This is a genomic window from Candidatus Galacturonatibacter soehngenii, assembly GCF_008830185.1.
Taxonomy (GTDB): Bacteria; Bacillota; Clostridia; order Lachnospirales; family Lachnospiraceae; genus Lachnotalea; species Lachnotalea soehngenii.
Genome location: NZ_WAGX01000008.1, coordinates 124,706 through 148,857, shown reverse-complemented (window position 1 = coordinate 148,857; position 24,152 = coordinate 124,706). Strand labels below are relative to the sequence as shown.

Annotated in this window: 24 protein-coding genes; 4 read left to right on the top strand and 20 right to left on the bottom strand. The window is 33.3% G+C overall.

Features of this window, described 5'->3' with window-relative positions:
- Positions 1-2 precede the first annotated feature (2 nt).
- The gene (locus F7O84_RS17795) at positions 3-1,193 is read right to left on the bottom strand and encodes a hypothetical protein (protein ID WP_151148369.1); all 1,191 of its coding nucleotides are present in this window, start codon (positions 1,191-1,193) and stop codon (positions 3-5) included.
- 159 nt (positions 1,194-1,352) lie between these two features.
- Between F7O84_RS17795 and F7O84_RS17790 the strand changes: the two genes are divergently transcribed.
- Both F7O84_RS17790 and F7O84_RS17785 read left to right on the top strand, forming a co-directional pair.
- Positions 1,353-2,939, top strand: coding sequence for an ArnT family glycosyltransferase (locus F7O84_RS17790; RefSeq protein WP_151148367.1), 1,587 nt, complete (start codon positions 1,353-1,355; stop codon positions 2,937-2,939).
- A 304-nt stretch (positions 2,940-3,243) separates the two neighbouring features.
- Positions 3,244-5,010 (top strand): glycosyltransferase family 39 protein, encoded by a 1,767-nt coding sequence (locus F7O84_RS17785; protein WP_192451821.1) that lies wholly within the window; start codon positions 3,244-3,246, stop codon positions 5,008-5,010.
- Positions 5,011-5,095: 85 nt separating this feature from the next.
- Here F7O84_RS17785 and rplA read toward each other — a convergent pair whose 3' ends face one another.
- From rplA to rpmG, 5 genes are all read right to left on the bottom strand, one after another.
- Positions 5,096-5,788, bottom strand: coding sequence for a 50S ribosomal protein L1 (gene rplA, locus F7O84_RS17780; protein ID WP_151148363.1), 693 nt, complete (start codon positions 5,786-5,788; stop codon positions 5,096-5,098).
- Positions 5,789-5,853: 65 nt separating this feature from the next.
- Complete coding sequence (gene rplK, locus F7O84_RS17775; protein WP_151148361.1) at positions 5,854-6,279, bottom strand: 50S ribosomal protein L11; 426 nt, start codon at positions 6,277-6,279, stop codon at positions 5,854-5,856.
- A 101-nt stretch (positions 6,280-6,380) separates the two neighbouring features.
- A complete protein-coding gene (gene nusG, locus F7O84_RS17770) occupies positions 6,381-6,896 on the bottom strand; it encodes a transcription termination/antitermination protein NusG (protein ID WP_151148359.1) in 516 nt (171 codons plus the stop codon).
- Positions 6,897-6,950: 54 nt separating this feature from the next.
- Positions 6,951-7,157 carry a preprotein translocase subunit SecE gene (secE, locus tag F7O84_RS17765; RefSeq protein WP_151148357.1) on the bottom strand — a complete coding sequence of 69 codons (207 nt, stop codon included), beginning with the start codon at positions 7,155-7,157 and terminating at the stop codon, positions 6,951-6,953.
- A gap of 27 nt (positions 7,158-7,184) precedes the next feature.
- Positions 7,185-7,334 (bottom strand): 50S ribosomal protein L33, encoded by a 150-nt coding sequence (gene rpmG, locus F7O84_RS17760; RefSeq protein WP_094377599.1) that lies wholly within the window; start codon positions 7,332-7,334, stop codon positions 7,185-7,187.
- Positions 7,335-7,697: 363 nt separating this feature from the next.
- Here rpmG and fliD (F7O84_RS17755) point away from each other — a divergent pair, with 363 nt between their 5' ends.
- Complete coding sequence (gene fliD, locus F7O84_RS17755; protein ID WP_192451820.1) at positions 7,698-8,984, top strand: flagellar filament capping protein FliD; 1,287 nt, start codon at positions 7,698-7,700, stop codon at positions 8,982-8,984.
- A 133-nt stretch (positions 8,985-9,117) separates the two neighbouring features.
- On the opposite strand, the gene F7O84_RS17750 is transcribed toward fliD (F7O84_RS17755), so the two are convergent.
- Entirely contained in the window at positions 9,118-9,480 is a 363-nt protein-coding gene (locus tag F7O84_RS17750) for a DUF8042 domain-containing protein (protein WP_151148354.1), read from the bottom strand.
- A gap of 160 nt (positions 9,481-9,640) precedes the next feature.
- On the opposite strand from F7O84_RS17750, the gene F7O84_RS17745 reads away from it, so the two are divergent.
- The gene (locus F7O84_RS17745) at positions 9,641-9,826 is read left to right on the top strand and encodes a hypothetical protein (protein WP_151148352.1); all 186 of its coding nucleotides are present in this window, start codon (positions 9,641-9,643) and stop codon (positions 9,824-9,826) included.
- Positions 9,827-9,844: 18 nt separating this feature from the next.
- On the opposite strand, the gene F7O84_RS17740 is transcribed toward F7O84_RS17745, so the two are convergent.
- The 13 genes from F7O84_RS17740 to flgK (F7O84_RS17680) form a co-directional block, all read right to left on the bottom strand.
- Positions 9,845-11,479 (bottom strand): CgeB family protein, encoded by a 1,635-nt coding sequence (locus F7O84_RS17740; RefSeq protein ID WP_151148350.1) that lies wholly within the window; start codon positions 11,477-11,479, stop codon positions 9,845-9,847.
- Between the two features lie 25 nt (positions 11,480-11,504).
- The gene (locus F7O84_RS17735; RefSeq protein WP_151148348.1) at positions 11,505-13,373 is read right to left on the bottom strand and encodes a motility associated factor glycosyltransferase family protein; all 1,869 of its coding nucleotides are present in this window, start codon (positions 13,371-13,373) and stop codon (positions 11,505-11,507) included.
- Positions 13,366-13,674: a hypothetical protein gene (locus F7O84_RS17730; protein ID WP_151148346.1), complete on the bottom strand. Its 309-nt coding sequence runs from the start codon at positions 13,672-13,674 to the stop codon at positions 13,366-13,368. The genes F7O84_RS17735 and F7O84_RS17730 overlap by 8 nt, the downstream gene beginning before the upstream one ends.
- A 128-nt stretch (positions 13,675-13,802) precedes the next feature.
- Positions 13,803-14,612: a flagellin N-terminal helical domain-containing protein gene (locus F7O84_RS17725; RefSeq protein WP_151148344.1), complete on the bottom strand. Its 810-nt coding sequence runs from the start codon at positions 14,610-14,612 to the stop codon at positions 13,803-13,805.
- Positions 14,613-14,808: 196 nt separating this feature from the next.
- Positions 14,809-15,291 carry a flagellar export chaperone FlgN gene (flgN, locus tag F7O84_RS17720; protein WP_151148342.1) on the bottom strand — a complete coding sequence of 161 codons (483 nt, stop codon included), beginning with the start codon at positions 15,289-15,291 and terminating at the stop codon, positions 14,809-14,811.
- 22 nt (positions 15,292-15,313) lie between these two features.
- Positions 15,314-15,685, bottom strand: a complete 372-nt coding sequence (gene fliS, locus F7O84_RS17715; protein WP_151148340.1) for a flagellar export chaperone FliS — start codon at positions 15,683-15,685, stop codon at positions 15,314-15,316.
- A 12-nt stretch (positions 15,686-15,697) separates the two neighbouring features.
- Positions 15,698-17,242, bottom strand: coding sequence for a flagellar filament capping protein FliD (fliD, locus tag F7O84_RS17710; protein ID WP_151148338.1), 1,545 nt, complete (start codon positions 17,240-17,242; stop codon positions 15,698-15,700).
- Between the two features lie 12 nt (positions 17,243-17,254).
- Positions 17,255-17,653 (bottom strand): flagellar protein FlaG, encoded by a 399-nt coding sequence (locus F7O84_RS17705; protein ID WP_151148337.1) that lies wholly within the window; start codon positions 17,651-17,653, stop codon positions 17,255-17,257.
- A 122-nt stretch (positions 17,654-17,775) separates the two neighbouring features.
- Positions 17,776-17,997 carry a carbon storage regulator CsrA gene (gene csrA / locus F7O84_RS17700; protein ID WP_151148646.1) on the bottom strand — a complete coding sequence of 74 codons (222 nt, stop codon included), beginning with the start codon at positions 17,995-17,997 and terminating at the stop codon, positions 17,776-17,778.
- Position 17,998: 1 nt separating this feature from the next.
- Positions 17,999-18,463 (bottom strand): flagellar assembly protein FliW, encoded by a 465-nt coding sequence (gene fliW, locus F7O84_RS17695; protein ID WP_151148335.1) that lies wholly within the window; start codon positions 18,461-18,463, stop codon positions 17,999-18,001.
- A gap of 51 nt (positions 18,464-18,514) precedes the next feature.
- Entirely contained in the window at positions 18,515-20,257 is a 1,743-nt protein-coding gene (locus F7O84_RS17690; protein WP_151148333.1) for a flagellin N-terminal helical domain-containing protein, read from the bottom strand.
- Positions 20,258-20,269: 12 nt separating this feature from the next.
- Positions 20,270-22,315: a flagellar hook-associated protein FlgK gene (gene flgK, locus F7O84_RS17685; protein WP_151148331.1), complete on the bottom strand. Its 2,046-nt coding sequence runs from the start codon at positions 22,313-22,315 to the stop codon at positions 20,270-20,272.
- 15 nt (positions 22,316-22,330) lie between these two features.
- Positions 22,331-24,142, bottom strand: coding sequence for a flagellar hook-associated protein FlgK (gene flgK, locus F7O84_RS17680; RefSeq protein ID WP_151148329.1), 1,812 nt, complete (start codon positions 24,140-24,142; stop codon positions 22,331-22,333).
- Positions 24,143-24,152 lie beyond the last annotated feature (10 nt).

The following is a 24,152-nucleotide window of genomic DNA, read 5'->3' as shown; positions in this document are numbered from 1 at the left end:
GCCTATACCTCCTTGTTACCTAAGCTGTTCTTATGTATGTATTTGAAGATATACACACCAAAATCCAAAATTAAAAAAAGTAATGCAAATGAATACAACCAAAACGGCACTACTCTACGATCTGCCAAACATGACTGATAGGCTCCGTAAGATACTATTACATGAATAATTGGTATATAAAGTTTTTTTGTATTAACAAGTCCTACTATGATTGCTAAAATACCTGCAACGTACCCATATCTTTCATGCATATACGGTAAGAAATATACGGTTACCATAGCAATATACAAAAAAACATCTATCATGTGCGTTTTATTCACTTCATATATTTTATAAGAGAGGTAAAACATAATACACATTAAAATTCCAAGCGTAAACCAAATCGCTGCAGGACCATAATAATCGTAGTATGGTTCAATCCCAATCAGTTCATATAAGCCTGGCCAATTCATTTCCAGATAGGTTTGTTCTTTTGCCTGTCCCATATAAATACCAATCGTGTCTGCAAGACTTTTTCCCGCAAAAATTGCTGGAAGAAGGCTAATAAAATATATACCAGGTATCCATAAAAATTGAACTAATTTCAACTTTCGCTTTGACCATAATATGATATATGCTGGCAAAAGAAAAATAGCTTGCATCTTAAATCCTACTGCTATTCCTAGAAAAACCATAGCTAAAGTAGGCCTTTCCTTTAACAAAAGATAAATGGATAGTAATAGAAATGCTCCATATATCGCATCACATTGTCCCCACATCGATCCATTTGCTACGATAGTAGGCAATATCCATAACGCTGCATAAGTAAATGAGGTACGAAGCTTATTTTTTGTCACATCCAATACAATTAGGCTTGCCACTAATGAAATAATTAAATCAAATATGCATGATACCACTTTGATTCCCGTCAACGGATTTATATTTGACTTTGCGATAAAATAAAGAATTACCATGTATGGTGGATTATAATTATAGAAATCGCCACTAAGAGCTCCAAAACCATTTGCTTTAAATTCATTGATCCAAGGCTCTAAAAAAAATGTAAAATCACCAGAAACAAATGATTTTAAACTTAATCGCATCATCAAACCACTTATTCCTATGCCTATCAAGAAAATAACATCCAACACAGTAAATTCTACATTATCAAACCTTAGTTTCTTATAAATTATTTTTCTCAAATACTGATCCATTATAACCTCCATATATCTAATACTCAAAAACAATTCTTTTATTATACAACAAAAATAATTATTTTTATATAAAATTTTTCTAAATTTTTACATATATTTCCATTTTTCTTTTATTTATGATATTATGATACCGTATTTTATTTTTGAGGAGAGTTATTTATGGACAATAAAAAATCAATCGTTAGCAAATACAGAAAGCTAATTTCTGACAAGTATTATCTTATTCTAATTTTAATTTTTACTCTTGGATTCTTTGTACGTTTCTATCAATTAGACATTCTTCCACTTGGATTGAATCAAGATGAAGCTTATTCTGGATATGAAGCTTTTTCACTTTTAAACTATGGTGTAGATTCACACGGGTATTCAAATCCTGTTTACTTTGTTTCGTGGGGAAGCGGGATGAATGTTTTGTATAGTTACCTTACCATTCCTTTTATATTTTTGGCAGGAAACAAATTAACACCATTTGTAATTCGCCTACCCCAAGCTTTTTTTGCATGCCTGTCCCTTATTGCGTTTTATTATTTATTAAAACATATTTATGTAGATAGGAAACTGACTTTACTTGGACTATTTATATTTGCTATCACACCTTGGCATATTATGCTTGCACATTGGGGATTGGAATCAAATATTGCTCCTGCTTTTCTTCTTTTTGGTTTACTATTTTTTATAAAGGCATTCGATAATTCCAAATTTTATATTTTATCCTTTCTTTTTTATGGACTCTCGTTGTATGCTTACGCACCCTTGTGGTTTGCCTTACCTGTTATTCTATTTTTTAATCTTGTATACTGTATATATTGCAAGAAATTTAAATGGGATAAATTTTTTACATTGGCAGTTATTGTTTTATTTGTATTAGCCTTACCCCTTATGTTATTTTTGCTAATCAATAATGGTATTATTGGTGAGTTAAAAACCAATATAATTTCTATTCCAAAGTTATTAGAGTATCGAGGGGGAGAGGTATCAATTCACAACGTAAAAACTAGTATCTATCATTTATATACTTTGTTTATAAAACAAAATGATGATCTTATATGGAATGCAACTAAAGAATTTGGACTCTTTTATAAGTTTAGCAATCTATTTGTTGTGGTTGGTTTTTGTTCTATAGCTGGTCTATCATTTAATAGTATCAAGAATAAAAAATACCATCCTTTCACACTCGTTTTAACAAATATTTTTGTCGGCTTAATTTGGGGACTTTTTATAAGTTCTGTGAATATTAATAAGATAAACCTAATTCACATTCCCTTAATACTATGTTGGGTTCAGGGTATTATTACTACATCCAAACTATTTAAAAAACCTATTTATTCCTATATCATATTTGTTTATTTGGTAAGCTTTGTTGCTTTTTCGTCTTTTTATTTTAATATATATCATCTATCCATACAAAAACCTTTTCAATACGGAGTAATGGAATCTGTACAGGCAGCAATATCCAAAACGGATTCAACCATATGCGTAAATAAAGATATATATTATTCCAATGTACTCTTTGCATCAAAGCTTCCTGTTACGAATTATTTAGCATCTGTATCTTATGATCCAAATTTGCCAAACGATTACACCCCTCTATCGTTTGATAGATTTACATTTGGTTATGACATAGACAATCTGAATGAGAAAAACATTTATATCATTAGTAATGATGAAATTAATATTTTTATGAATGAAGGCTATACAATAGAAACCTTCGGAAATTATTCTGTGGCATCTTTTGTAACTAACTAGGAGGTTTATCATGTTTTTTACTAGAATTAATCATTTACTTTATTGTCTATTCCTTGCCATGCTTTCTTTTTTTATAAGCTGTATCCTTTTAATGGCATTGAATCTCAATAATACGGAATTTTTTAGCACTTTTTTATTTGGCTATAAAGTTCCAGCCTTTATTATAATTTGTGCAAGCTTTATCTTTCTCCTATTAAACCTTATTTATAGATTGTTGTGCAGGTACGAGTTGAGCAAAAATATTTATTTACCTTATATTTTGCTATTAGCCATTTTTATATTTCAAGCAATTTTTATTTTAAAAATGAAAGTTTCGTTACGTTATGATACACTCAAGGTATTTGACCAAGCCATTGCCTTACTAAATGGACAATCCTTATCACCTGATTACTCTTTGGGGTATTTTGCTAAATATCCCAACAACATACCAATATGTATTACGACTGCTCTTATATTAAAACTTCCAAAGTTATTAGGTCTCCCTACTAATTTTTTTATGCTTTATGTACAACTTGTTAACGCGCTTATGATGTGTATATCCTATTATTTTTCTTATCGCTTGTTATGTCGAGTGAAGAATCCCAAAGTTGGAGTTATGTTCTTACTTCTTGTTTTGTTTCATCCTCTTACATACCTAATCGCGCCTTTTTATTATACACATACCATCTCTATGCCCTTTTCTAGTGGAGCAATTTATTTCTTTATTTGCTGCATTCAAGAAAAAGAAAGTGTTAAAAAAAGGCTGATATACTCTTTTTTGACAGGATTTATCATCATTATCGGTTTTAAAATAAGAGCCACTGTAATGATTGTTGCAATCGCAATGTTCATATATCTACTTTTAAATTTGAAAATGTTAACTCGCAAATCACTTGTCACTGTAATCGCCTTCATTTGCTCAGTCATTATAGGCTTTAGCAGCTACTCTATTATTGAAAAGCAATATGTACATTTTAATTATAAAGATACTGGTTATCCTATTACTCACTGGATTATGCTTGGATTGCAAGGTACGGGTGGATATAATGCTGCAGATGATAATTTTACAGAAAGTTTTACAACAAAGGATTTAAGAGTCAAAGCGACAGAAGCTGTGATTGTACAAAGAGTTAAAACGCTAAGAGTTCCAGGACTATTAAGACTTTGGAGAGACAAGCTAGAGATTACTTGGAGTGATAGTACGGATGATTTCATTGATAACTTAAGTATGACCCAAAATTATAGTTCCATTAATGATTATATTTCAGGAAGTAACAACGACATCTTAGTTAGCTTTTGTCATATTTATTATTTTGTTATTTTGGGATTTATGTTTATCAGCATTCTATATGCATTGTTTCAGCAACCCAAAAACCTTTTATTTCCTGTGATGCTTAACTTCTTAGGTGGAATTCTCTTCCATATCCTTTGGGAGGCCGGAGAAGTATATAGCATTTCATTTACCTGTTCCATGTTAATTCTTGCAGCTGATGGATTCCATATATGCTTCGATAAAATTAACACAATAAGAAAACAGAAGATTTATATTGCTTTCGGTGCAATTAGCACTTGTCTCACCCTATTTAGCCTGATTTACATAGGAAACAAGATGATTCATGTTCCTTATACACATTATAATTATGCCGCCAAGCAAGATTTAGCTGAGCCAGATAATCCCTTTCCATTGCTTAGCGATACACTTTGCCAAACCTTTACAACCAATCGTACTTTTAATACAATCGGCGTAAAAGTCAGAAATACCCTTGGAAATGAGAACTGTTCTTCTTATAAATTCAGACTATTAAATGACAATGATAAGATTTTATATGAAACCAGCATTTTAGGGCGTTTGGCATTTGATAAAGATTACTATCGAATTGAGGTAGGTACCATAATACCAAATAAAACAGAAGAATTTAAAATACAGATTATTCCAGACCTTGTAAGTGATGTTCACTGCCTTACGTTTCAATCCTACGAAACTGGTAATTATGATATATATCCAAACGGAGTTCTTTATAAAAATGATTCACCTACTCTAGGAGATTTGACTTTTATTGTTTTTCATAAAAACGAAAGTACTTTCTGGTAGTAATTCTAAAAAGGACATTGCAATTAACATTGCAATGTCCTTTTTTATGAGCCATAAACGTTCTGACTCTTTTGTTCTGTTCTATTTACACTAATTTAACAGTGTTAATTCTAACACCAGGTCCCATTGTAGAAGTAACAGTTACACTCTTTAAGTACTGTCCTTTTACGGTACTTGGCTTTGCTTTAATAATTGCATCAAGAAGCGCATGGAAGTTGTCCGCTAATTGTTCTTCTGTAAAAGAAGCTTTCCCGATTGGCACGTGGATAATATTAGTTTTATCTAATCTATACTCAACTTTACCAGCTTTGATGTCTTTCACTGCTTTTGTTACATCCATAGTAACAGTACCAGCTTTTGGGTTTGGCATTAAGCCTTTTGGTCCAAGTACACGACCCAAACGACCAACAACACCCATCATGTCTGGTGTAGCAACTACTACGTCAAAATCAAACCATCCTTCGTTTTGGATTTTAGGAATTAATTCTTCTCCTCCAACGAATTCTGCTCCAGCTGCTTGTGCTTCTGTAGCTTTATCACCTTTAGCGAATACTAAAACCTTAACCTCTTTACCAGTTCCGTGTGGTAATACTACCGCACCACGAATCTGCTGGTCTGCATGACGACCATCACAACCTGTTCTAATATGAGCTTCGACTGTTTCATCAAATTTAGCTCCAGCAGATTTTTTTACTAATGTAATAGCCTCTGCTGTGTCATAAAGATTTGTGCGGTCTACTAATTTAGCAGCCTCAACGTATCTTTTTCCTCTTTTCATTTAAATAACCTCCTAGTGGTATTATCGGGAGTTCACCCTCCCACGATATTGTTTACAATTGTTTACTATTCTTCTATAGTGATACCCATTGAACGTGCTGTACCAGCAATCATGCTAATCGCTGATTCTAAAGTGGCAGCATTTAAATCTGGCATTTTAAGTTCAGCAATTTTTTGGATTTCTGCTTTAGAAATTTTAGCAACTTTTGTCTTATTAGGAACGCCTGATCCTGACTTAAGTCCACAAGCTTTCTTTAATAAAACTGCTGCTGGAGGAGTTTTAGTAATAAAGCTAAAACTTCTGTCTGCATATACAGTGATTACAACAGGAATAATTAAATCTCCCTGATCAGCTGTTCTAGCATTAAACTCTTTTGTAAACTGAACAATATTTACACCATGTTGACCCAAAGCAGGTCCAACTGGTGGAGCTGGTGTAGCCTTACCAGCAGGAATTTGTAATTTAATATAACCTGATACTTTTTTTGCCATAATGGCACCTCCTAAAATCTTTTCAATTTTGCTTGTTAAACTTGTTTAACATCGCAACTCTGAAAGTGTTGTGGTATTTGCGGGGGATTCCCTCCCACGTGTTACATTTTCTTTACTTCTGTGAAACTTATTTCTACTGGTGTTTCACGACCAAATAAATCAACATTGATTATAACAATCTGCTTATGAGGATTCATAGCCTGAATAACGCCAACTGTATCCTTCCACACACCTCCAGTAACAACAATGCTGTCACCTTCTACAAAGTCTACAACCAAGTCTTCAGATTTGATTCCCAATGGTCTCATTTCAGCTTCAGTAAGAGGCACAGGCTTAGAACCTGGACCTACGAATCCTGTAACACCTCTGGTATTACGAACAACATACCAAGTGTCATCATTCATCACCATATTGATTAGTACATACCCTGGAAACAGCTTCTTTTGAACGTTCTTTTTCGCACCGTTCTTAAGCTCAACTACATCTTGCATCGGAACTCGAACTTCGAGTATCTGATCTTCCAAATGTCTGTTTTCAATTGTTTTTTCAATGTTGGCTTTTACTTTGTTTTCATAACCTGAATAGGTATGCACAACATACCAATTTGCTTCTGACATAAAATCACCTTTGCCTTAATAAGATTATTTTCCTTTTCTATTGGCAAACCAATATTATTTTACCAGGAAATCAACACCGTATTTGATTATTGTATCAAGTACTGAAATAATCAAACCTAAAATAATTGATATAGCTACCACAGCCGTTGTCTGTTTTGCAAGTGATTTTTGCTCTGGCCAAATAATCTTGTGGAATTCCATCTTAAGACCTTTATACCAGCTCTTTTTTGGAGCTTTTTCTGCATTTGCATTTTCTCCCATATCATTCACTCCTTTAGCTAAACAAAATTATTTTGTTTCTTTGTGTAATGTGTGTGATTTACAGAACTTACAGTATTTTTTCGTTTCCATTCTGTCAGGATGAGCTTTCTTATCCTTTGTCATGTTGTAATTACGTTGTTTACATTCTGTACATGCCAATGTTATCTTTACGCGCACAACTTCCACCTCCGCTTGTTAAAATTTCACTGCTAATTGTAAGCACTGATTTTTAGGCATAAAAAAAAGACCTACTTCCATCGCTAGTCTAATATATCATAATATAACCATATCGTCAACTGTTTTTTCCTATATAGTCTTAGTATTTTATCATGCTATGTTTTATTTTTCAAGGTTTTTTTTAAATATCATCAACTAATCTTCCTGTATCTTAATCTTTTACTAATTTATATCTAATTTATTACTTTTTACTTAATGACAAGTTCAATCAGGTATATTATAATTATCTTAACTAACATTATTTGGGATAAACTGATAGTTATAAGGGTATATACATCAGATAAGCGAAAGGAGGAATTATTTATGTTCGACTTAAACAAATCTAACTCTAGTTCAATGAGTAGATATGATATCCATAAAAAAAGCGAGTTAAAGAATTTGTATCACGCAATCATTAAATTAAATAGAGAATCACCGTTGTATTTAATTGATGTAAATGAAGATGTTCAAAGTGAAATTATCAACATCAAAGAACATGCCCATATTTTAAAAAATATGATACTTGCGATTTCAGAACACGAAGATCAAAGTTCATTTAAAATGTTTAACGACAAACTTTTAGCGTCAGATAATGAGGAAATTGTTACAGCCAATTATATAGGTAACGTAGACGATCTGATTCACGCGCCTTCTTTTCAAATAGAAGTGGAGCAACTTGCTAGCAACCAAATTAATAAAGGTTATTATATGCATAAAGAAAGTAAAAGTCTTTCTCCTGGCACACACTCGTTTCAAATAAATATATTCGGAACCAACTATGAGTTCGAATTTGTAGTAAGTGAGACAGAGAAAAACAAGGATGTTCTTAAAAAAATATCTAATTTAATTAATCGTTCGGATATTGGAATACGTTCACTTATTGAAACACATGAAAATAATGCTGAGCAACGGCTTTCTCTTATTTCAACTTCTACTGGTACCGCGAGTTTTAGTGACATCATCTTTAAGGTTATAGATTTTGGCCCTAGTAGTTCATCTGGTGTGGTAACAAGTTTTGGATTAAATCAAATCTATCAAAAGCCAACTGATTCTAAATTTTCAATCAATGGCATACCTAGAACTTCCTCATCAAATGTTTTTACTGTTAATAAAATTTATGAATTATGTCTTCATAAAACGACAGCCCCTGGGGAAAACGTTACAATATCCCTAAAAAATGATAATAGGTCTATCTACACCAAAATAAAAACATTTGTTGAAGCATATAATAATATAGTTCAACTTGCTAGCACACCATTATCGAAACATTTAAAAAGTTCAAAACTTATAGCTGACTTAGGTAGTATTGCTTTATGTTACAAAAACGAACTGGATTCAATGGGCCTTATTGTTCAGCAAGATGCTTCCATAGAAATCGACGAAAATCTTTTATTAACTAGCATAGATCTTGAGGAGAAAAAAGAAGGTACCTATATATCATTAAGAAGTTTTAGAAATCCTCTTAACAAAAAAATAGATCATATCTTAATAAATCCAGTAGAATATGTTGCTAAAGCAATTGTAACTTATCCCGATACAAGTCACAGATATGATGCTAATATTTATGCCTGTTCGCTTTATAGCGGACTTATGTTTAACCGTTATTGTTAATGTTTTTTACAGTAAAGCAGCATCCGAGTAAATTCGAACGCTGCTTTGTTAATTTCTATAAATATTTATTTTAATCCTACTGCTTTTAAGACTCTTTCTGCATGCAATTTCTTTTCCTTTTATTAGCTATACTTTAGTCAACTTTAATCACATCTACTGATAGCAGGTTGCAAAAAGGTAGTATTCCTTCCTTAAGGCAATGTGAAATCTTAGCACTATCTTTTTCCTTTACCGCACTGTTAAGAGTAGCAATGATGCGATTCATCTCATCTTTATCAATCATAATATCATTTTTCTCCAACAGACTTTTCGTACCATTTACTACCTGAATTACCCAATTTACGCCTTTTAAAATATAATCCAAATAACTAAAAGTATCTTCTTTTTGCTCTCCATCAAGTTCTAAAATTACTTCCTTTATTGCAGGTACAAGTTTTTCATTATACTCTATCACCGCTTTTAAAGCTTCTATTTGTTCATTTTTTACATTATCCATTGTTCTAATGGCTAGATTAACCTAGCCCCTCCTCTCAACTTTTGGTTATACGACTCTTTTGTATTGAAATCAAACGATTTCCTTAATTTATTGCAACCCTGATAAACTATATGTTATAATAATTCTGACACATTAACTATAAAAATAAAGAGGTGATTAAATGTTAAAAATCTACATCTGTGCCCAATGTGGTACAATTAGAATTGTATCAAATAATCATAACAGCTATTGTGTATTGTGTAACACTTCTATGAAACTAACATCAATCAGTTACGAAGATTATATTCGTCTTGATTTGGAACAACGCGATGCTTTTATCAAAAACTATCTAGATAAAAGACCTTAGTATCATCCTATTTCAAGGTCATTCATTATATATGATTAACATTAACTGGCTTTGACCAGCCGTAATTTTTTCCAGTTTACATGTTCCAATACTATTAAATATCTCTTCATACTCTTGTTGATATTCTGCTATTATTAGCCCTGAAAATTGTTTTAATAATTGAATCAATTGAATGCTATCACTTACGGTAAAATACTTTAAAATATCAATAACTGCTACCACATCATAGAAATTAGAAGGAATTTTATCTATTTTGTATGTATTGCGATAAACAGTCTCTTCCTCGTTTTTTGCTTGATAGACTAGTTCAATTCCATCTACAATGAGTTTTGATTGTATTTTTTGATAATTTAACTTGTCAGATGCATTTATTCTCTCCAAAAACAACCCAATGTCCAAAACACTTTCAGCATTAATTTGTTCAAGAAAATACATAAGTGCATGCTTTTTTTCTATGCTACTTATATTTTCTAAACCATAACATACCTTTTTATCTTGCCATACGATTTCTATTATTTTTTCTAATCTTTTTTCGTAGGTATAAAGTGATTTTACTTTATTGTAACCATTTCTCGCTATTTGGATTCTTTCTTCTTCATTTCTCAAATAATATGCAATTTTAGATAACAAATCCTCTTCATTTTCATAGATAACCAAATCAACATCTGGTGTAAAATACTCCAATAATTCACTTTGATAATTCGTAATACAAAATCCACCATTTCCCAAAATATCGAATACCCTTAAAGGAATGCCTGACTCTATCGTCTTAATCGTCATATTTATATTAATTTTACTGCATTTAAATATCTTTGGCATAATAATTCTAGATTCAGCTGCCCCTTTGTTGTTGATATATGGAAAAGCACTCGTATTACTTAGTGTGTATAAATCAAAATTATAATTTTTCGCAAGTTTTTTTACATATCGGTGACGCTCTACTTCAGCGCACTTCTTACCAAGAAATTCTGTCAACATCATTTCTTTCTTCGTAATCTGATAATCTGCATTTGCACTATTCCAACCAATGCTATTACAGAACTCTTCAACCAGTTCATCTCCCACCACTTCATCTAGGAGATTATATCCATAAATATATGATTGCGCCTCTATCACAGCATCTAAATAACCTTTTAGATAGTCTGGCAGCTTTATCTTATCGTAGCTATGCTTATCTTCATACAACGAGCCTACAAAGGAAACATCAGTTGTAAATAACTCTTTATCTTCTTGTGTGACCGCAATGGAATCCCAGAATCTCACATTCGCGCCTAAAGGCATATAATATATTTGTTCTGATTTTTCTTTGTATCGGCTATATAAATTCCGATCAAATATAAAAATATAATTGCACGAATTTGTTACCGTATCTGAATTTAATTGATACCACGGACTATCTACTATCCATGAAATGTATTTCACATGATATAGGTTACATAATCTCGAAATAACAGGAATGAAGTTAATAGAAAAAACGCAATCGTAACTATGTTTCAATAGAAAATCATTTGACATACGTTTCAAATATTCTACGTCATAATCCATGGATTTAATCTTATCTTTTAAAACATCAACCTCATGTCCCATTGCTTTCAGACTCAATTCTAAGTCAGGTTCACAAATATTTCCCCATGAACAGACTAATATCCTCATCTTGCTGTTCCTTTCTTTTAGAATACTACTCAAATGATTTGCTTGCTAAAACTGCCCTCTCTACTTCTTCTAGAACCCCTTCTTTTAGCTCTTTTTCCAGTGCTTCTAAAATTAGCTTTCCTCGGTTTGTCATTTGCAACGCATCTTCCATTTCATCTTCTAGAGATACTCCCAAGTTATTTAGCACTGTATATTCTAATCTTTCTAATTTATGCTGTATATGAAAATAAACTATATTACTTTCAATTTCCTGTGTTACCTCACCAATCTCTTTGGTTATTTTCATCATTTCAGAATTATTATTAGGTTCATTTTGAAGAATCGTCATTAGCCTTTCGTATAAACTTTTTCCCCGTTTTGTATCTTGATACAATTGGTTGTATTGCTCCATAATTTTATCCAAGAACAAGTCAAACTGCTCTTGTTCTAATTCACCTAGACACTCTGGAAGTTTATTCAAATAATTCCTCATATCAAATTCAATTCTACATTTATCTTCTATCGTATCTGACAATGTCCTAATAATGCTACCACGAATCTTTGCTCCACCTTCTGTTGCATCTATTACTTCCATCTCTGGGTACTCTTTAATTTGTTTCTCAAACCATTCTTTGTATATCAATAAATCTCTTGATGTTTTGACCTTTCCTCCGTGAATGTCCTCTACAATAATACTTTTGTTCTCATCTAACGTGTCAGCGCACCCTTCTACTTTCGCTTTTTCATAATATCTTGAGTTATCTGTAAAAGCCAAATCTTGTCCTACCAAAATGATTGTTTTAAATCCCATCATCATCGCAATTGTGTATGCAAAAGTTGCAACTGATGCTCCATGATTACTAGCTTGATAGCTTACTCCCATTTCATTCAAAAAAAGATTGCCAAAACCAAATGCATTATTTATAAATATTTTTTTTCCTGTATGTTTATCAAGAACTTCCCATCTTGATGATTCTGTACAGATTAATGGTATTGACCTCAATTCTTCATTCTCAAAACGCTGTAGAGACTTAATTGCATCGAGTGTGACAAAAACATCAGGAACAATCCCTTCCAAAAGCATACCGTTTAAAGCCGAATCTGTCGCGATTAAAAAGGCATTACCACGTACTTTTTTTAACTCTTTTATATTATTTTTTAGCGATGGACCTGCGGAAACAATAATGACTGGTAAATCAACAGGTATCTCAACACCTACTTTACATATTAATTGATCGATTACTGATACATGTTTTAAAAATTTCATGTTCATTAATATATTTTTAAAGTACCGTTCACTTAATCTTAGTTTGGTGTTGCTGTTTACTTCCACATGTTTTATGACAGTCTGTAATCTCTCAATGTAAGTTTTCGCCTCATTCGGAAAACATGTCCAATAGTTAGGATGTCCAAGAAATTTACAAACTGATAAGTTCTCATATGTAACCAAGGCTTCAACAATTGATTCTAAAAATACGTCATTGATATCTTTAACCAAGATAAATACTCGTTTTCCCAGCAAAGACAAATCAATCCTAGTCATCATCTTCATAAATATATCTATACTTGGTTCATAGATTATAACTATTACACCAGAAGGTGTTCTTTGTAACAATTCTTCTAGTATCATTCCATTCCCCAAACCAAACATGGTAATGGTTGCAATGGATTCTATTTTACCAAGATTATTTATCCATTGTTCTACAACTCTTTTTGGTTCATATCGGCTATTAAAATACCACTCATAATCATTCTTTGTATATTTAATAATCTCCGATCCATCCGCTGCATTTTCAATCTCTGCCATTGAATGGTGCATGGTTTCACTATCATATGCTTTAACAGCTTCGTATAGAAATTCATCATATGCTTTTATTACTTGTAGATTCTGGTGAAATAAATTATTATTATCCATTGTAACCACCTATACCTTCAAAAATTTGCACCAGAATTGGTTGCAGTTCATATTTAGATATATCTAATATATTTACGCAATCTCCAGCATTTAAAGCTACATACATAGCTTCCATCAACCGAATAATAAAAATCACAATTTCTTTATTATCTTGTAACAATAATGTACAAAATGAATTAATATTACTTGCTAGGGTTTGATAATGTACTCTTATCTTCTCGCAATCTTCTTTTAATGCTAATTCATATATTTCATCTAATAAGTCTATACTTTCTTGTAACAATTCATTGAGATTATCCATGTAGAGTACATCCTCCATCACCTATTCTATAACAAATCATCTGTTTTGCTGACATTTTTCCACTATACAAATTATATAAAATAAATAAAGCTGACTTTAAAGTCAGCTTTATTTGCTTCAAACTAAATTTACTGAAGAAGTGATAAAACTCCTTGAGTCTGTGAGTTAGCCTGCGCCAACATAGACTGACCAGCTTGCATAAGAATGTTATTCTTGCTGTATTTAACCATTTCAGAAGCCATATCAACGTCTCTGATTCTTGATTCAGCAGCCTGAGTATTTTCAGATGAAGAATCTAAGTTAGAGATTGTATACTCTAATCTGTTTTGAACTGCACCAAGTTTAGAACGTGATGTAGAAATCTTGTTAATAGCAGTTTGGATAGCTGAAAGTGCTGAATTTGCTTTTCCGTATGAAGATACAACTAAGCTACCAACTCCAAGTTTATCAGCAGTAATTTCAGAAAGAACGATTCCGATACTCTGGTTCTTGTTAGCTCCAACCTGTAATGATAAAGTCTGATCAGCATTGAATAAGTCTTTCTTATTGAACTGAGTTGTATTAGCAATTCTTGTAATTTCAGAAGCTAATGCATCAACTTCATCTTGAATAGCGTTTCTATCAATTGTCTGGTTTGTATCATTAGCAGCTTTGATTGATAATTCGCTCATTCTTTGTAACATTGAATGAATTTCATTTAATGCACCTTCTGCTGTCTGAATTAAAGAAATACCATCTTCTGCGTTGTCAGATGCTTGATCAAGACCTCTGATCTGATTTCTCATTTTTTCTGAGATTGAAAGACCAGCTGCATCATCAGCTGCACGGTTAATTTTGTAACCTGATGATAACTTCTCTGTTGATTTTGCTAGAGCTCCTGTTGTGATTCCTAACTGTCTGTTAGTATTGGCTGCAGCCATATTGTGTTGTACTACCATAATTAAATTCCTCCTTGAATTTGTTGCAACTTCCATGTTGCATATTTTATTATGTAAATTACCAATCACTAATTTGATTAGCTATGATAATCATACACCGTAACCCATTATTTCGTCAAGAACTTTACTTTTTTTTAATAATTCTTAACTACTTGTAATATATATCGACATAATTTTTTAAAACTTTATAGCTAAATTACTTTTTTTGATCTAAAAATTGTGGAGAAATGTAATTTGTTTTTTGCATCGTATCATAATACTGTCCAGCTGCTCTCTTGTTTTGTTTAAACTTTTTCACTTCCTGTTTAAATAAGGAGAACTGTTGCGATATGATTTGTCTGTTCTTTTCTTCAACCTCTTGAATCTCCACACTTTTATCTGTAATAAGGGCAATGCACTTTTGCATTTCTTTGATTTCTTCTGCATGTTCATTTTTATGGACAGAAATCTCTTGTTCAACACGCGAATACAGAGCTTGAAATCCATCATCTAGAAGATTTAACTCGTCAATCAACACTTGTTTTTCGTCTAATGTTTTTTCATAATCTGCCATGTTCGTCTTGATATCTTTAATAATTTCTGCTTGTTTTCTATTAACATCCATTATTTTATCTAATACGATTATCTTTTTTTGCAAACTGTCCTTCATAATATTAATGTAATTCGTACCCTGCTCCATTCGACACCTCCATACATGATTTTTATCGAGCTACTTTCATTACCTCTTTCCATGTATCCTTCATTGTTCTTAGGTGTCCTAAAACTTCTTCTAGAATTTCTTTATTCTTTTGTATGTTAGCCTCTGATAATCGTTGTGAAATATATACATAAACATTCTCAAAATCTTGCGCCACTGGATAGTCAAAATTAAGTGTCGCTCTAAGTTCTGTAATGATTGCACGACATTTTTTTATGTTGTTGTTTGCCTTTTCTATATTATTTTGCTCTATTCCAAGAATTGCAATGTTGCAAAACTTAATTGCACCTTCATAAAGCATAAGAGTCAACTCACCTGGGGTCGCTGATTTGATTTGATTGTTTTTATATGTTGCATAAGCATTTGGTAACGCCATTTACTTTTCCTCCTAAGAACTACTTCCTAACAAGCCTGCAAGAGCTGAACTATTTTTTTGCAATTTCGCTAGCGCTGTTTCCATTGCTGAGAATTGAGAATAATAACGATCCTCCATTGCAGTAAACTTTTTCTCCAACTTTTTAATCTCATCTTCATAGTCATCAATCTGACTATCCATTAATTTATCATCATAAACTTTGTCAGAACTTCTAATTCCATCAATAAACTTATATCTTGTACCAAGTTTGGTATACATCTCTTTTGCAAGCGAAGTAAAAAAACTCACTACCGTTTCAGGATCTGATGTAATCGCACTCATTAATTTATTTGATTTTGACGATGTTTTACTGTCTTCGGAATTTCCATCTATATGATACACTCCTTTTTCATCTGCATCGGTACTAAAGTATGAAGCAGTATCAATACCAAAGCTTGAAAGGCTATATTTTTGTCCATTTATGGTGAAAACAGATTGCATCGTTGATTTCATCATGGTGGTTATACTACTTAACGTATCATCTCTTCTTAAAATCGAATCTTTGATTTTGGCTTCCCATTTTTTAATTTGATCCTCAGTCATCGCTTCTTTTTCTTCATCTGTAAGTGGTTCATACCCTTTTGCACTATCCGCATTATACGCGCCATCCATCGCCTTAATGATTTCATTATATTGCGTAATAAAGTTCTTTATTGTATCATACATCCCTTGATAGTCGCGCTCTGTCGAAATTGTAACTGTTTTATCCACTGTTTTACCATCTGCACCAGTAGTCGTCCCAGTTTCTTGCCTTGCAAGGATATTAAGACCATTGATACTAAATGAATTAGAAGAGGAGGTAAATTCAGCCCCATTTAATACAATCTTAGCATCTTGACCTTCGATCTTTACAGCACCATTATCTACATCCAATCCTAATGCACCAAGTACATTTTTACCATCTGCGTCGGTAGAAGTAATCGTAAAATTCGCTTCCGCTCCACTGGCCTTTGAATTAACAAATATACGTTGGTTGGTTGCATCAAAGCTAGCACCAACACCTGCCGCCTTTAATTTAGTTAATACTTCACTAATCTTTGTATCGCCACTCACCTCGATATTGGTAGTTGTCCCAGAACCAGTTGTTACCTGAATTGTTCCAGTTCCACTTGCTGTATAACCAGTTAATTGACTTAACGTAGAACTCTCGGTTAATTTTGTATTATCTAAGCTTGAAATTTTTGCACCTGTCAAATACCCTGATTTAGCTAATTGTTTCACCGCAAGCTCTTGTGTTCCTGTAATCGCAGAACTGCTTGCCGTGATGGTAGCTACACTAGAGTCTGAAATCGTAGTTGCTTTATTCGCATAAGCTGTTGTGAATCTTAAGTTGTCTATTGTCCCTGTATACAAAGAATATAGCTTAGAGTTTAACGAATTCCAAGCCTCTACTTTCCATTCAAGTTTTGTTTTTTTCTTCTCAACGGCTTCTACCTTGGTTCTTTGAGCCTTCATTAATTGTGATATTATGGAATCGGTATCCAAGCCCGAATACATTCCCGTCAATCTTAGCGCCATACATCTTCCCTCCTATAACTTTTCATCTACAAGTAACCCAGCAGCCTCCCAAACTTTAGTAATCATTTCAAGTGTTTTCTCAGGAGGAATTTCCTTTAGAACTTCCTTTGAATCTTTGTCAATAATTTTAATTGTTACCCGATTCGTTTCATCATGAATCCCAAAGATTGCTTCTGTGTTTTTATTTAACTTACTATTAATTTCACTGATTGATTTTTTTATTTCACTATTTGTAATATCATTTGCATGATTTACTACTGACTTCTCATGATTTAATCCATCCAAAGCATCCGTTGTGATACCTTCCACCCTATCGCCAGCTCTCCCACTTATAACCTGCTGCACTGGTTTTACATTAACTTTTGTACTACTTCCCTGGTACGCATTCTTGTTAACTAAGTCAAGTTCCATCAAATCACCTCCGTGTGACTTTTGAAGGTAGATTGCCTCTACCTATTTATGAAGATTACTTATTTGTTATTATATCGACATTTTTCATATAAACTTAATAGGAACATTATAACAATATTCCATTACTTTTTAAATAGTTTATTTAATTCTTCAAGTCCTGCTACTTCAACTGCTTTGCTATTTTCCTCTTGAATTTGAAGATATAATTCTTTGCGATATATCGATACATCCTTTGGTGCACTGATACCAAGCTTTACTTGATCACCTTTTATCTCTAGCACTGTTATTTCTATATTATTGTTAATTACAATTGCTTCATTTCTTTTTCTAGAAAGGGCCAGCATTTTATTCACCCGCCTTTTCTTGCTTACTTTTAAACACCTCATATACTGGATGTTTTACGAGATATTCCTCATTCTCTACTACTATTTGACATGCTTTACGCGTTATGGCATTAATAATGATAGGAGCTTTTAGATTTACACTCATTTCTTCAATCTTAGCTGGTATTGTTAGTGTCACCAGCACTAGCATTTCGTCTGAGTCTAATTCTCCTAATGGCTTAAGTAATTCGTCATTGACAGTGGGATTATATTTCCCATCTGCAAGCAACGGATTAATAACTGGTATCGCAAACCCTGGTTCTTCCACGGATTGCAACCAAGAGATTCTAGCATTATCTTTTTTTTCCTCATCAAATATAATCAAAAAGTTTTTTAAATCTGGAAAACCAATAATACCATTTTCAAAATATATCCTCTTATCTTCATCAACTAAGATATTTCCAAATAATTTTGTTTGTATCGTCATCTTCTTCTCCTTTTTATCAAATAAAGTGTCTGCCTTGCAGACACTTATTTTTTATAGAAAATCTAATAATGAATTTGAAATTATCTTGCTTGTTGCCGTAAGTGCAGCATTATAAGCAAGGCTAGCTGCTTCCTGATTAATAATGGCATCTGATAATTCTATTCCAATATTTTCTTCTGATAGCGTTTTTAAATTTGTCTGTTGCTTTAAAGCTCTCTCCTCAACCAAGGAAAGACGACTTAACTTACTACCTACCTCAGTTTTCGCTCTCGTTATAGCCCCCACATATCCATTAAAGTTAGTAATACTTTGTTCTGCCAAACTCTGCAATTTGTTTTTGGAATAAGTCTGTTCCTTTTCAACTGCATCTAGCATGGATTGAATGTACTCTTTTTTATTGCTATACTGTGAATCCTTTAACATAGCTTCTAATTGTTCTTTCTTGGTATCCGCAGCAATAGCCGCTTCAAGTGCAGCAATCATGTCATCTACATCTCTGCCAATTGAATGATCAAATACATCCTTTGCTTCTGTATTTACTGTAATTGTCTGATTAAAATTAACCGTATAATTGATACTTTGAGCCACATCCTGATTGGTATATTCTGCTCCCGTCACTAAATTCGTACAATCAAAATAATGTTCTGGCTTTAGCTCACCTTCTCCAAAACCAGTCTTTTCGTAGGTAAAGCTAATTGCATCATCTCCACAATTTTGTAAAGACTGATATACTCCAGCACCTAAAATCAGTTCTCCAGTCTCCTTAATAAAAGTAATCCCTTCTGCAGAAGTATTTAAATAAGCTGCATCATTGCCACCAGCATCACTTAATGAAACCGCATTTACCGTAACAGTTTTAGATGCAGTTACTTTATTTCCATCTAATTCATAGTTAAAATTACCAACAACCGTTCCGCTGGAATCGCTAATGGTTACAATTCCAGTAACCGAATCTACAGCTGCACTGTAACTGCCGCCGATTGAATCTGTTCCATCGATTGTAGCACTTACAGTCCCAGTGGCCGCATCAAGTTTTACATTTGCTTTTACATAACCAGTCGTTGAACCTGATATGGCAACTGTAAGATCTGTACTTAACTTGCCAGATGATGAATAGGTCAAACCTGTTGCTGTCGGATCTGAGTTTTCTGATAAATCTCCATAGGACAAACGCATACGATACAACGTATTGTTTTTTACTGTGTTTTGATCGTATTCGGTATCAGTAGATGCTAAAATATCATTTGAATTCACATTAACCGCACCTGATACATAATTAATACTCTCTACGTCCGTACCTGAAAAACGTTCTGTTATGCGATAACTCGCAGAAGTATCTTCTTTCTTAAATGCCAAATCCATATTGGTTTTATGGCCTGTTAACAAACTTCTGCCCGAAAGATCAGCATTCCCTTCTGAATAAATTTGTTCACGAAGAGACTGATACTCAGCTAACAAGTCTTTCTTTTCAGATAACGAATATTGACCTGAGGATAACTTTGTCGCAAGTCCTCTTATCGCGGATGCACAAGTCTCCATATTAGCAAGTGCAGTTTGTGTATTTTGAAGCCAAGTCTTAGCATCTGGTATATTTTTCTCATAATATTGATTTAATGTACCTAAACTACTTTTTAAACGTAAAGCACGAATTGCCACTACAGGGTCTTCCGATGCTCTTGTAATTTTTTGTTGCGTTGCAACTTGTGTTGAAGCTCTATCATGTAATATTTTATTTACATTTAAATTGTTCAGAGAATTGTTTGTCATCATTTTATTCGTAATTCGAATTCCCATATACTACACCTCCTATACTCCCGTTTCATTTATTAATTTATCATACATTTGTTGCATGACAGTAACTAGTTTACATGACAAATCGTATGCATTCTTAAATTTCATTAAATTAACTGCTTCCTCATCACCATCTACACCAGAAACTGATAGTCTTTGATTTGTTATTGTTTTTAAAAGAGTATCATATTTTCCTGAGAAAGTAGTGGATTTTTGAGCATCTACTGCTGTATCCGAAACAAGACAAATCAAGAAACGTGATGCGTCACCGCCTCGAAATGATAATATACTCGTATTGTTTTGCGCCTCATAAAGCTTGTACAAAACATTTCCAGAAGACGGTTCGTCGTTCAGCTTTGTAGTTGTTCCAAGTAACAAAGGATTCTTTAGCATTGCACTTGACACTTTTAAATTTGCCGCGGTTAAATAATAATAACTATCTTCTCTATTATCTTGGACTAATGTGTAGTTATCAGCATTTTTCCCCACCAAAGATGAACTTACACTACCCTTTATCTGATAGGTGTACATTTTGGTTGCAGGATCATAGGAGTAGCTATCATAATCGTATTTCACACCATTTATATAAATACTTCCTGTTGCTTGAGGTGTAGCAGTCTCTCCATTATCCGCAACAACTGACACTGAGGATATACCTCCTGCCTGTGTGATGGATGCAACGGCTCCAGATAAAGCGAAATCATATTCAGCTCCTGTAACCGAAGTCCCTGTATAAAGAATTCCACCAACATCTCCGGCTACATTAAAACCTGTTATTAATATGTTGTTAACTGTCTTTGCAAAATTTCTAGCAAATTCATTTATTTGAGACATATAATATGGAATGCCACAAAAATCCACACTTCTGCCAACCTCAGCCGTTTTCCCCACCATAGAAGGAGTTAATGTTGTATTATTACTTGTAATATTAAAGGTATATTCATATTCACCAGTAGCAGAATTGTAAGTAGCCGCAAACGAATCGTAACTATATTCTTTGGTTCCTAGTTTAATCGTGCCTGAGCCATTTAAATTTAATTGTTCTAGGTTACTATAGGTTAAACTCGTAATTGTAACTTTCGTATTGTTTGCATCCACAGGTGTTATTGATTGAATCTTTCCCGAGAAATTATTTGCATTGTTACCATCTCTTAGATCAATAAGCGCCTTAAGTTTTCCACTGGCTCCTGAAGCAAGCACATTGAATTGATTTCCGCTTGTCCATTTTACATCATAAAGACCTTCTACATCGGATTGATTCACTTTATCTGTTCGGGCAACGCATTCTAACTCGTTATAACTATCATTATCTACTAATTTTTGACCTAATATACTAACCGCAAAATTTGTTGCCCCACTCTTCATTCCCTGACTATTCAAAATTTCTGTTTCATTTACTTCCACTGGTACAATTTCAGACAACTCATCTATCAGTAAAGCTCTTTGGTCACGCAACGCACTCGCATTTCCTCCAGCTAACTCAGACACATTTATTTGTTGATTTAAGCTATAGATTTGCTGTGCAATACCATTAATCTTATCAACATAAGTTTTTACTTCTTCATTCAAATCTTCCTGTATTTTTTCAAGATTTGTGGATAAGTCATTAAAGTACTCGGCAAATGTTTGTGCATCATTTACAAACTGCGTTAATGTAGACACCTCTAACGGAGTTTTAGCAGCTTCTTGCATTGAATTAAAAAAAGTATTTAATGCACTCACATAACCCGATGTCTTTTTTGACTCATGAAAAAGATATTGCAACTGCTCCATATAGTAATTCTTTGTACTATATTCTCCATATCCTGTATTGGTAGACCAATATTTAGAATCATAATAACTATTTCTGATTTGTTCAATTCCTGTAACCTGGACACCCATACCAATTTGACCATAAGTTGCGTAGGCTCTTAAAGCCTCTGTGGGAGTCTGTTTGGCAGATTGTCTTGTATAACCATCAGTTTCGACATTTGCAACGTTATTACCAGTAACACTAATTTGTGTTTGATATGTATATAACCCCGATGTAGCGATGGTTAAACCTAAAAATGTAGATGGCATATTTTTTCCCTCCTATCAACCGTTTCCTAACGAAGTAACAATATGTTCAAGCATTTCACTAACCACATTAATGTACCTGGAACATGCATTATAGGCATTTTGATATTTAATCATATTGGTTAGTTCTTCATCCGACGAAACTCCCATAACCATTTGTCTGTTATCATCAAGTCCCGAAACGGTCGCCGCCTGCGAATCAGCAAAACTTTTATAAATATATCCCAGATTACCAACATCTGTAACCAACTTAGAGTAATAATCCTGAAAGTTTGATTTTGCTGTTGCATTTGGATTAAGAGCTAAAATCTTCTGGCTAAATACAGCATATAGTGCTTCTCCCAATGGCAGATTCACTGAGCCATTTGCTTTATAAAACGGAAGTTTTCCTACATCCGTCAATACTGCTGGATTCACTGATAGATTTTCAACAGAATACAACGTATTACTCTTTAATTCATCTTCTTCATTATAAACATAGCAAACTTGTTCTTCTCCACTTGCATCTGTATATGTGTATTTGGTATAACGTTGCATTCCTGTCCTTGAAAAAAGTTCCGTACCAACTGTTCCATCTAATGATTGCCCACAGTTTTTTAAATCAAGTACCCTATACGTTCCTCCAACGGTTAATGTATTTCCATTGGCATCTGTCCAAGCTTGTCCAGGTTCCACTGTCATTGAAATATCAGGGCACATTATATCATTAATAGCGGTCACTACCCCATGAATTAATTGGTCAAACTGCGCAAGCGTACTCATCATACCTGACATACCTGTATAATTATTATAGTAATCTTTGGCAGCTGCATACGCCTTATCTCCATCTGTATAGGTATCTCCATCAATTGTCCAGCTTCCTGTTAGCCAATTACCTGATTCATCCTGATACTTTTCTTTCACTGGCACATCTAAATAATTTGTTGTCTCGCTTCCTCTATGAAGCATTAATGCCTTTAGCTTTCCAACATCCGTATCCATTGAAGTAGATATAATAGCACCCATATTAAATACATTCATATCTTTATAGTCTGGCCATGTTGGCGTTACAAAACCAGTAACTTTATCAGTGGAATAACCCATCTCATAAACAAAACTTTCTCCTACCAATGGAACACTTTCTGCCTTTACAATCACTACACCGTTTGGCTCTTCTACATAACTAATATTAATTAATCCTGAAAGTTCATCTAATGCTGAATTTCTAGCATCTCGAAGATCATTGGCATTCTCTACTCCACCCGCTTCTATAAATGCAATTTTTTCATTTAATTTGTAGATTTTATTAGCCAGCTCATTAATACGGTCTACGGTATCTACAATTTGGTCGTTCAAATTATACTGATATTCCTTTAATAGGGAATAAACATTTTGTGCATCTTCAATGAATTCAACTGCTCTTTGTTTCAAAAGAGTCTGATAAGATGTATCGGAAGGGTCTTTTGCTATCTCATTAAATGCTTCACTTAACCCTTTAAGAGAATTACTAAACTCACTTCCTCCTAGCGTTCCTAGTATGGATTCTATCTCATAATATGTTGTATAACCAACATCATAAAAATTAGACCGACCCGATTCTAATCGATATGCCTGATCTAAAAAAATATCTCTTACCTGTCTTACTTGTGCGATTGTTGAACCAATACCAACCTGTTGAGAGCTTACTGCTCCATGTTTAATTGTATTATATAAAATATCTGATTGTACAACCTGTTGCCTAACATAACCGTCAGTACCAATATTGGCCAAGTTATGTGCAGTTGTATTTAATGCGTTCTGACTTGTTTGTAAGCCAGAAACTCCAATGTATAGGCTGCCCATTCCACCCATGTTTGTCACC

Excerpts from the sequence above, each read along its gene's own strand:
- F7O84_RS17795 (WP_151148369.1), bottom strand. The coding sequence starts at position 1,193 with ATGGATCAGTATTTGAGAAAAATAATTTATAAGAAACTAAGGTTTGAT.
- F7O84_RS17790 (WP_151148367.1), top strand. The coding sequence starts at position 1,353 with ATGGACAATAAAAAATCAATCGTTAGCAAATACAGAAAGCTAATTTCT.
- F7O84_RS17785 (WP_192451821.1), top strand. The coding sequence starts at position 3,244 with ATGAAAGTTTCGTTACGTTATGATACACTCAAGGTATTTGACCAAGCC.
- rplA (WP_151148363.1), bottom strand. The coding sequence starts at position 5,788 with ATGAAAAGAGGAAAAAGATACGTTGAGGCTGCTAAATTAGTAGACCGC.
- rplK (WP_151148361.1), bottom strand. The coding sequence starts at position 6,279 with ATGGCAAAAAAAGTATCAGGTTATATTAAATTACAAATTCCTGCTGGT.
- nusG (WP_151148359.1), bottom strand. The coding sequence starts at position 6,896 with ATGTCAGAAGCAAATTGGTATGTTGTGCATACCTATTCAGGTTATGAA.
- secE (WP_151148357.1), bottom strand. The coding sequence starts at position 7,157 with ATGGGAGAAAATGCAAATGCAGAAAAAGCTCCAAAAAAGAGCTGGTAT.
- fliD (WP_192451820.1), top strand. The coding sequence starts at position 7,698 with ATGTTCGACTTAAACAAATCTAACTCTAGTTCAATGAGTAGATATGAT.
- F7O84_RS17750 (WP_151148354.1), bottom strand. The coding sequence starts at position 9,480 with ATGGATAATGTAAAAAATGAACAAATAGAAGCTTTAAAAGCGGTGATA.
- F7O84_RS17745 (WP_151148352.1), top strand. The coding sequence starts at position 9,641 with ATGTTAAAAATCTACATCTGTGCCCAATGTGGTACAATTAGAATTGTA.
- F7O84_RS17740 (WP_151148350.1), bottom strand. The coding sequence starts at position 11,479 with ATGAGGATATTAGTCTGTTCATGGGGAAATATTTGTGAACCTGACTTA.
- F7O84_RS17735 (WP_151148348.1), bottom strand. The coding sequence starts at position 13,373 with ATGGATAATAATAATTTATTTCACCAGAATCTACAAGTAATAAAAGCA.
- F7O84_RS17730 (WP_151148346.1), bottom strand. The coding sequence starts at position 13,674 with ATGGATAATCTCAATGAATTGTTACAAGAAAGTATAGACTTATTAGAT.
- F7O84_RS17725 (WP_151148344.1), bottom strand. The coding sequence starts at position 14,612 with ATGGTAGTACAACACAATATGGCTGCAGCCAATACTAACAGACAGTTA.
- flgN (WP_151148342.1), bottom strand. The coding sequence starts at position 15,291 with ATGGAGCAGGGTACGAATTACATTAATATTATGAAGGACAGTTTGCAA.
- fliS (WP_151148340.1), bottom strand. The coding sequence starts at position 15,685 with ATGGCGTTACCAAATGCTTATGCAACATATAAAAACAATCAAATCAAA.
- fliD (WP_151148338.1), bottom strand. The coding sequence starts at position 17,242 with ATGGCGCTAAGATTGACGGGAATGTATTCGGGCTTGGATACCGATTCC.
- F7O84_RS17705 (WP_151148337.1), bottom strand. The coding sequence starts at position 17,653 with ATGGAACTTGACTTAGTTAACAAGAATGCGTACCAGGGAAGTAGTACA.
- csrA (WP_151148646.1), bottom strand. The coding sequence starts at position 17,997 with ATGCTGGCCCTTTCTAGAAAAAGAAATGAAGCAATTGTAATTAACAAT.
- fliW (WP_151148335.1), bottom strand. The coding sequence starts at position 18,463 with ATGACGATACAAACAAAATTATTTGGAAATATCTTAGTTGATGAAGAT.
- F7O84_RS17690 (WP_151148333.1), bottom strand. The coding sequence starts at position 20,257 with ATGGGAATTCGAATTACGAATAAAATGATGACAAACAATTCTCTGAAC.
- flgK (WP_151148331.1), bottom strand. The coding sequence starts at position 22,315 with ATGCCATCTACATTTTTAGGTTTAACCATCGCTACATCGGGGTTATAT.
- flgK (WP_151148329.1), bottom strand. The coding sequence starts at position 24,142 with ATGGGTGGAATGGGCAGCCTATACATTGGAGTTTCTGGCTTACAAACA.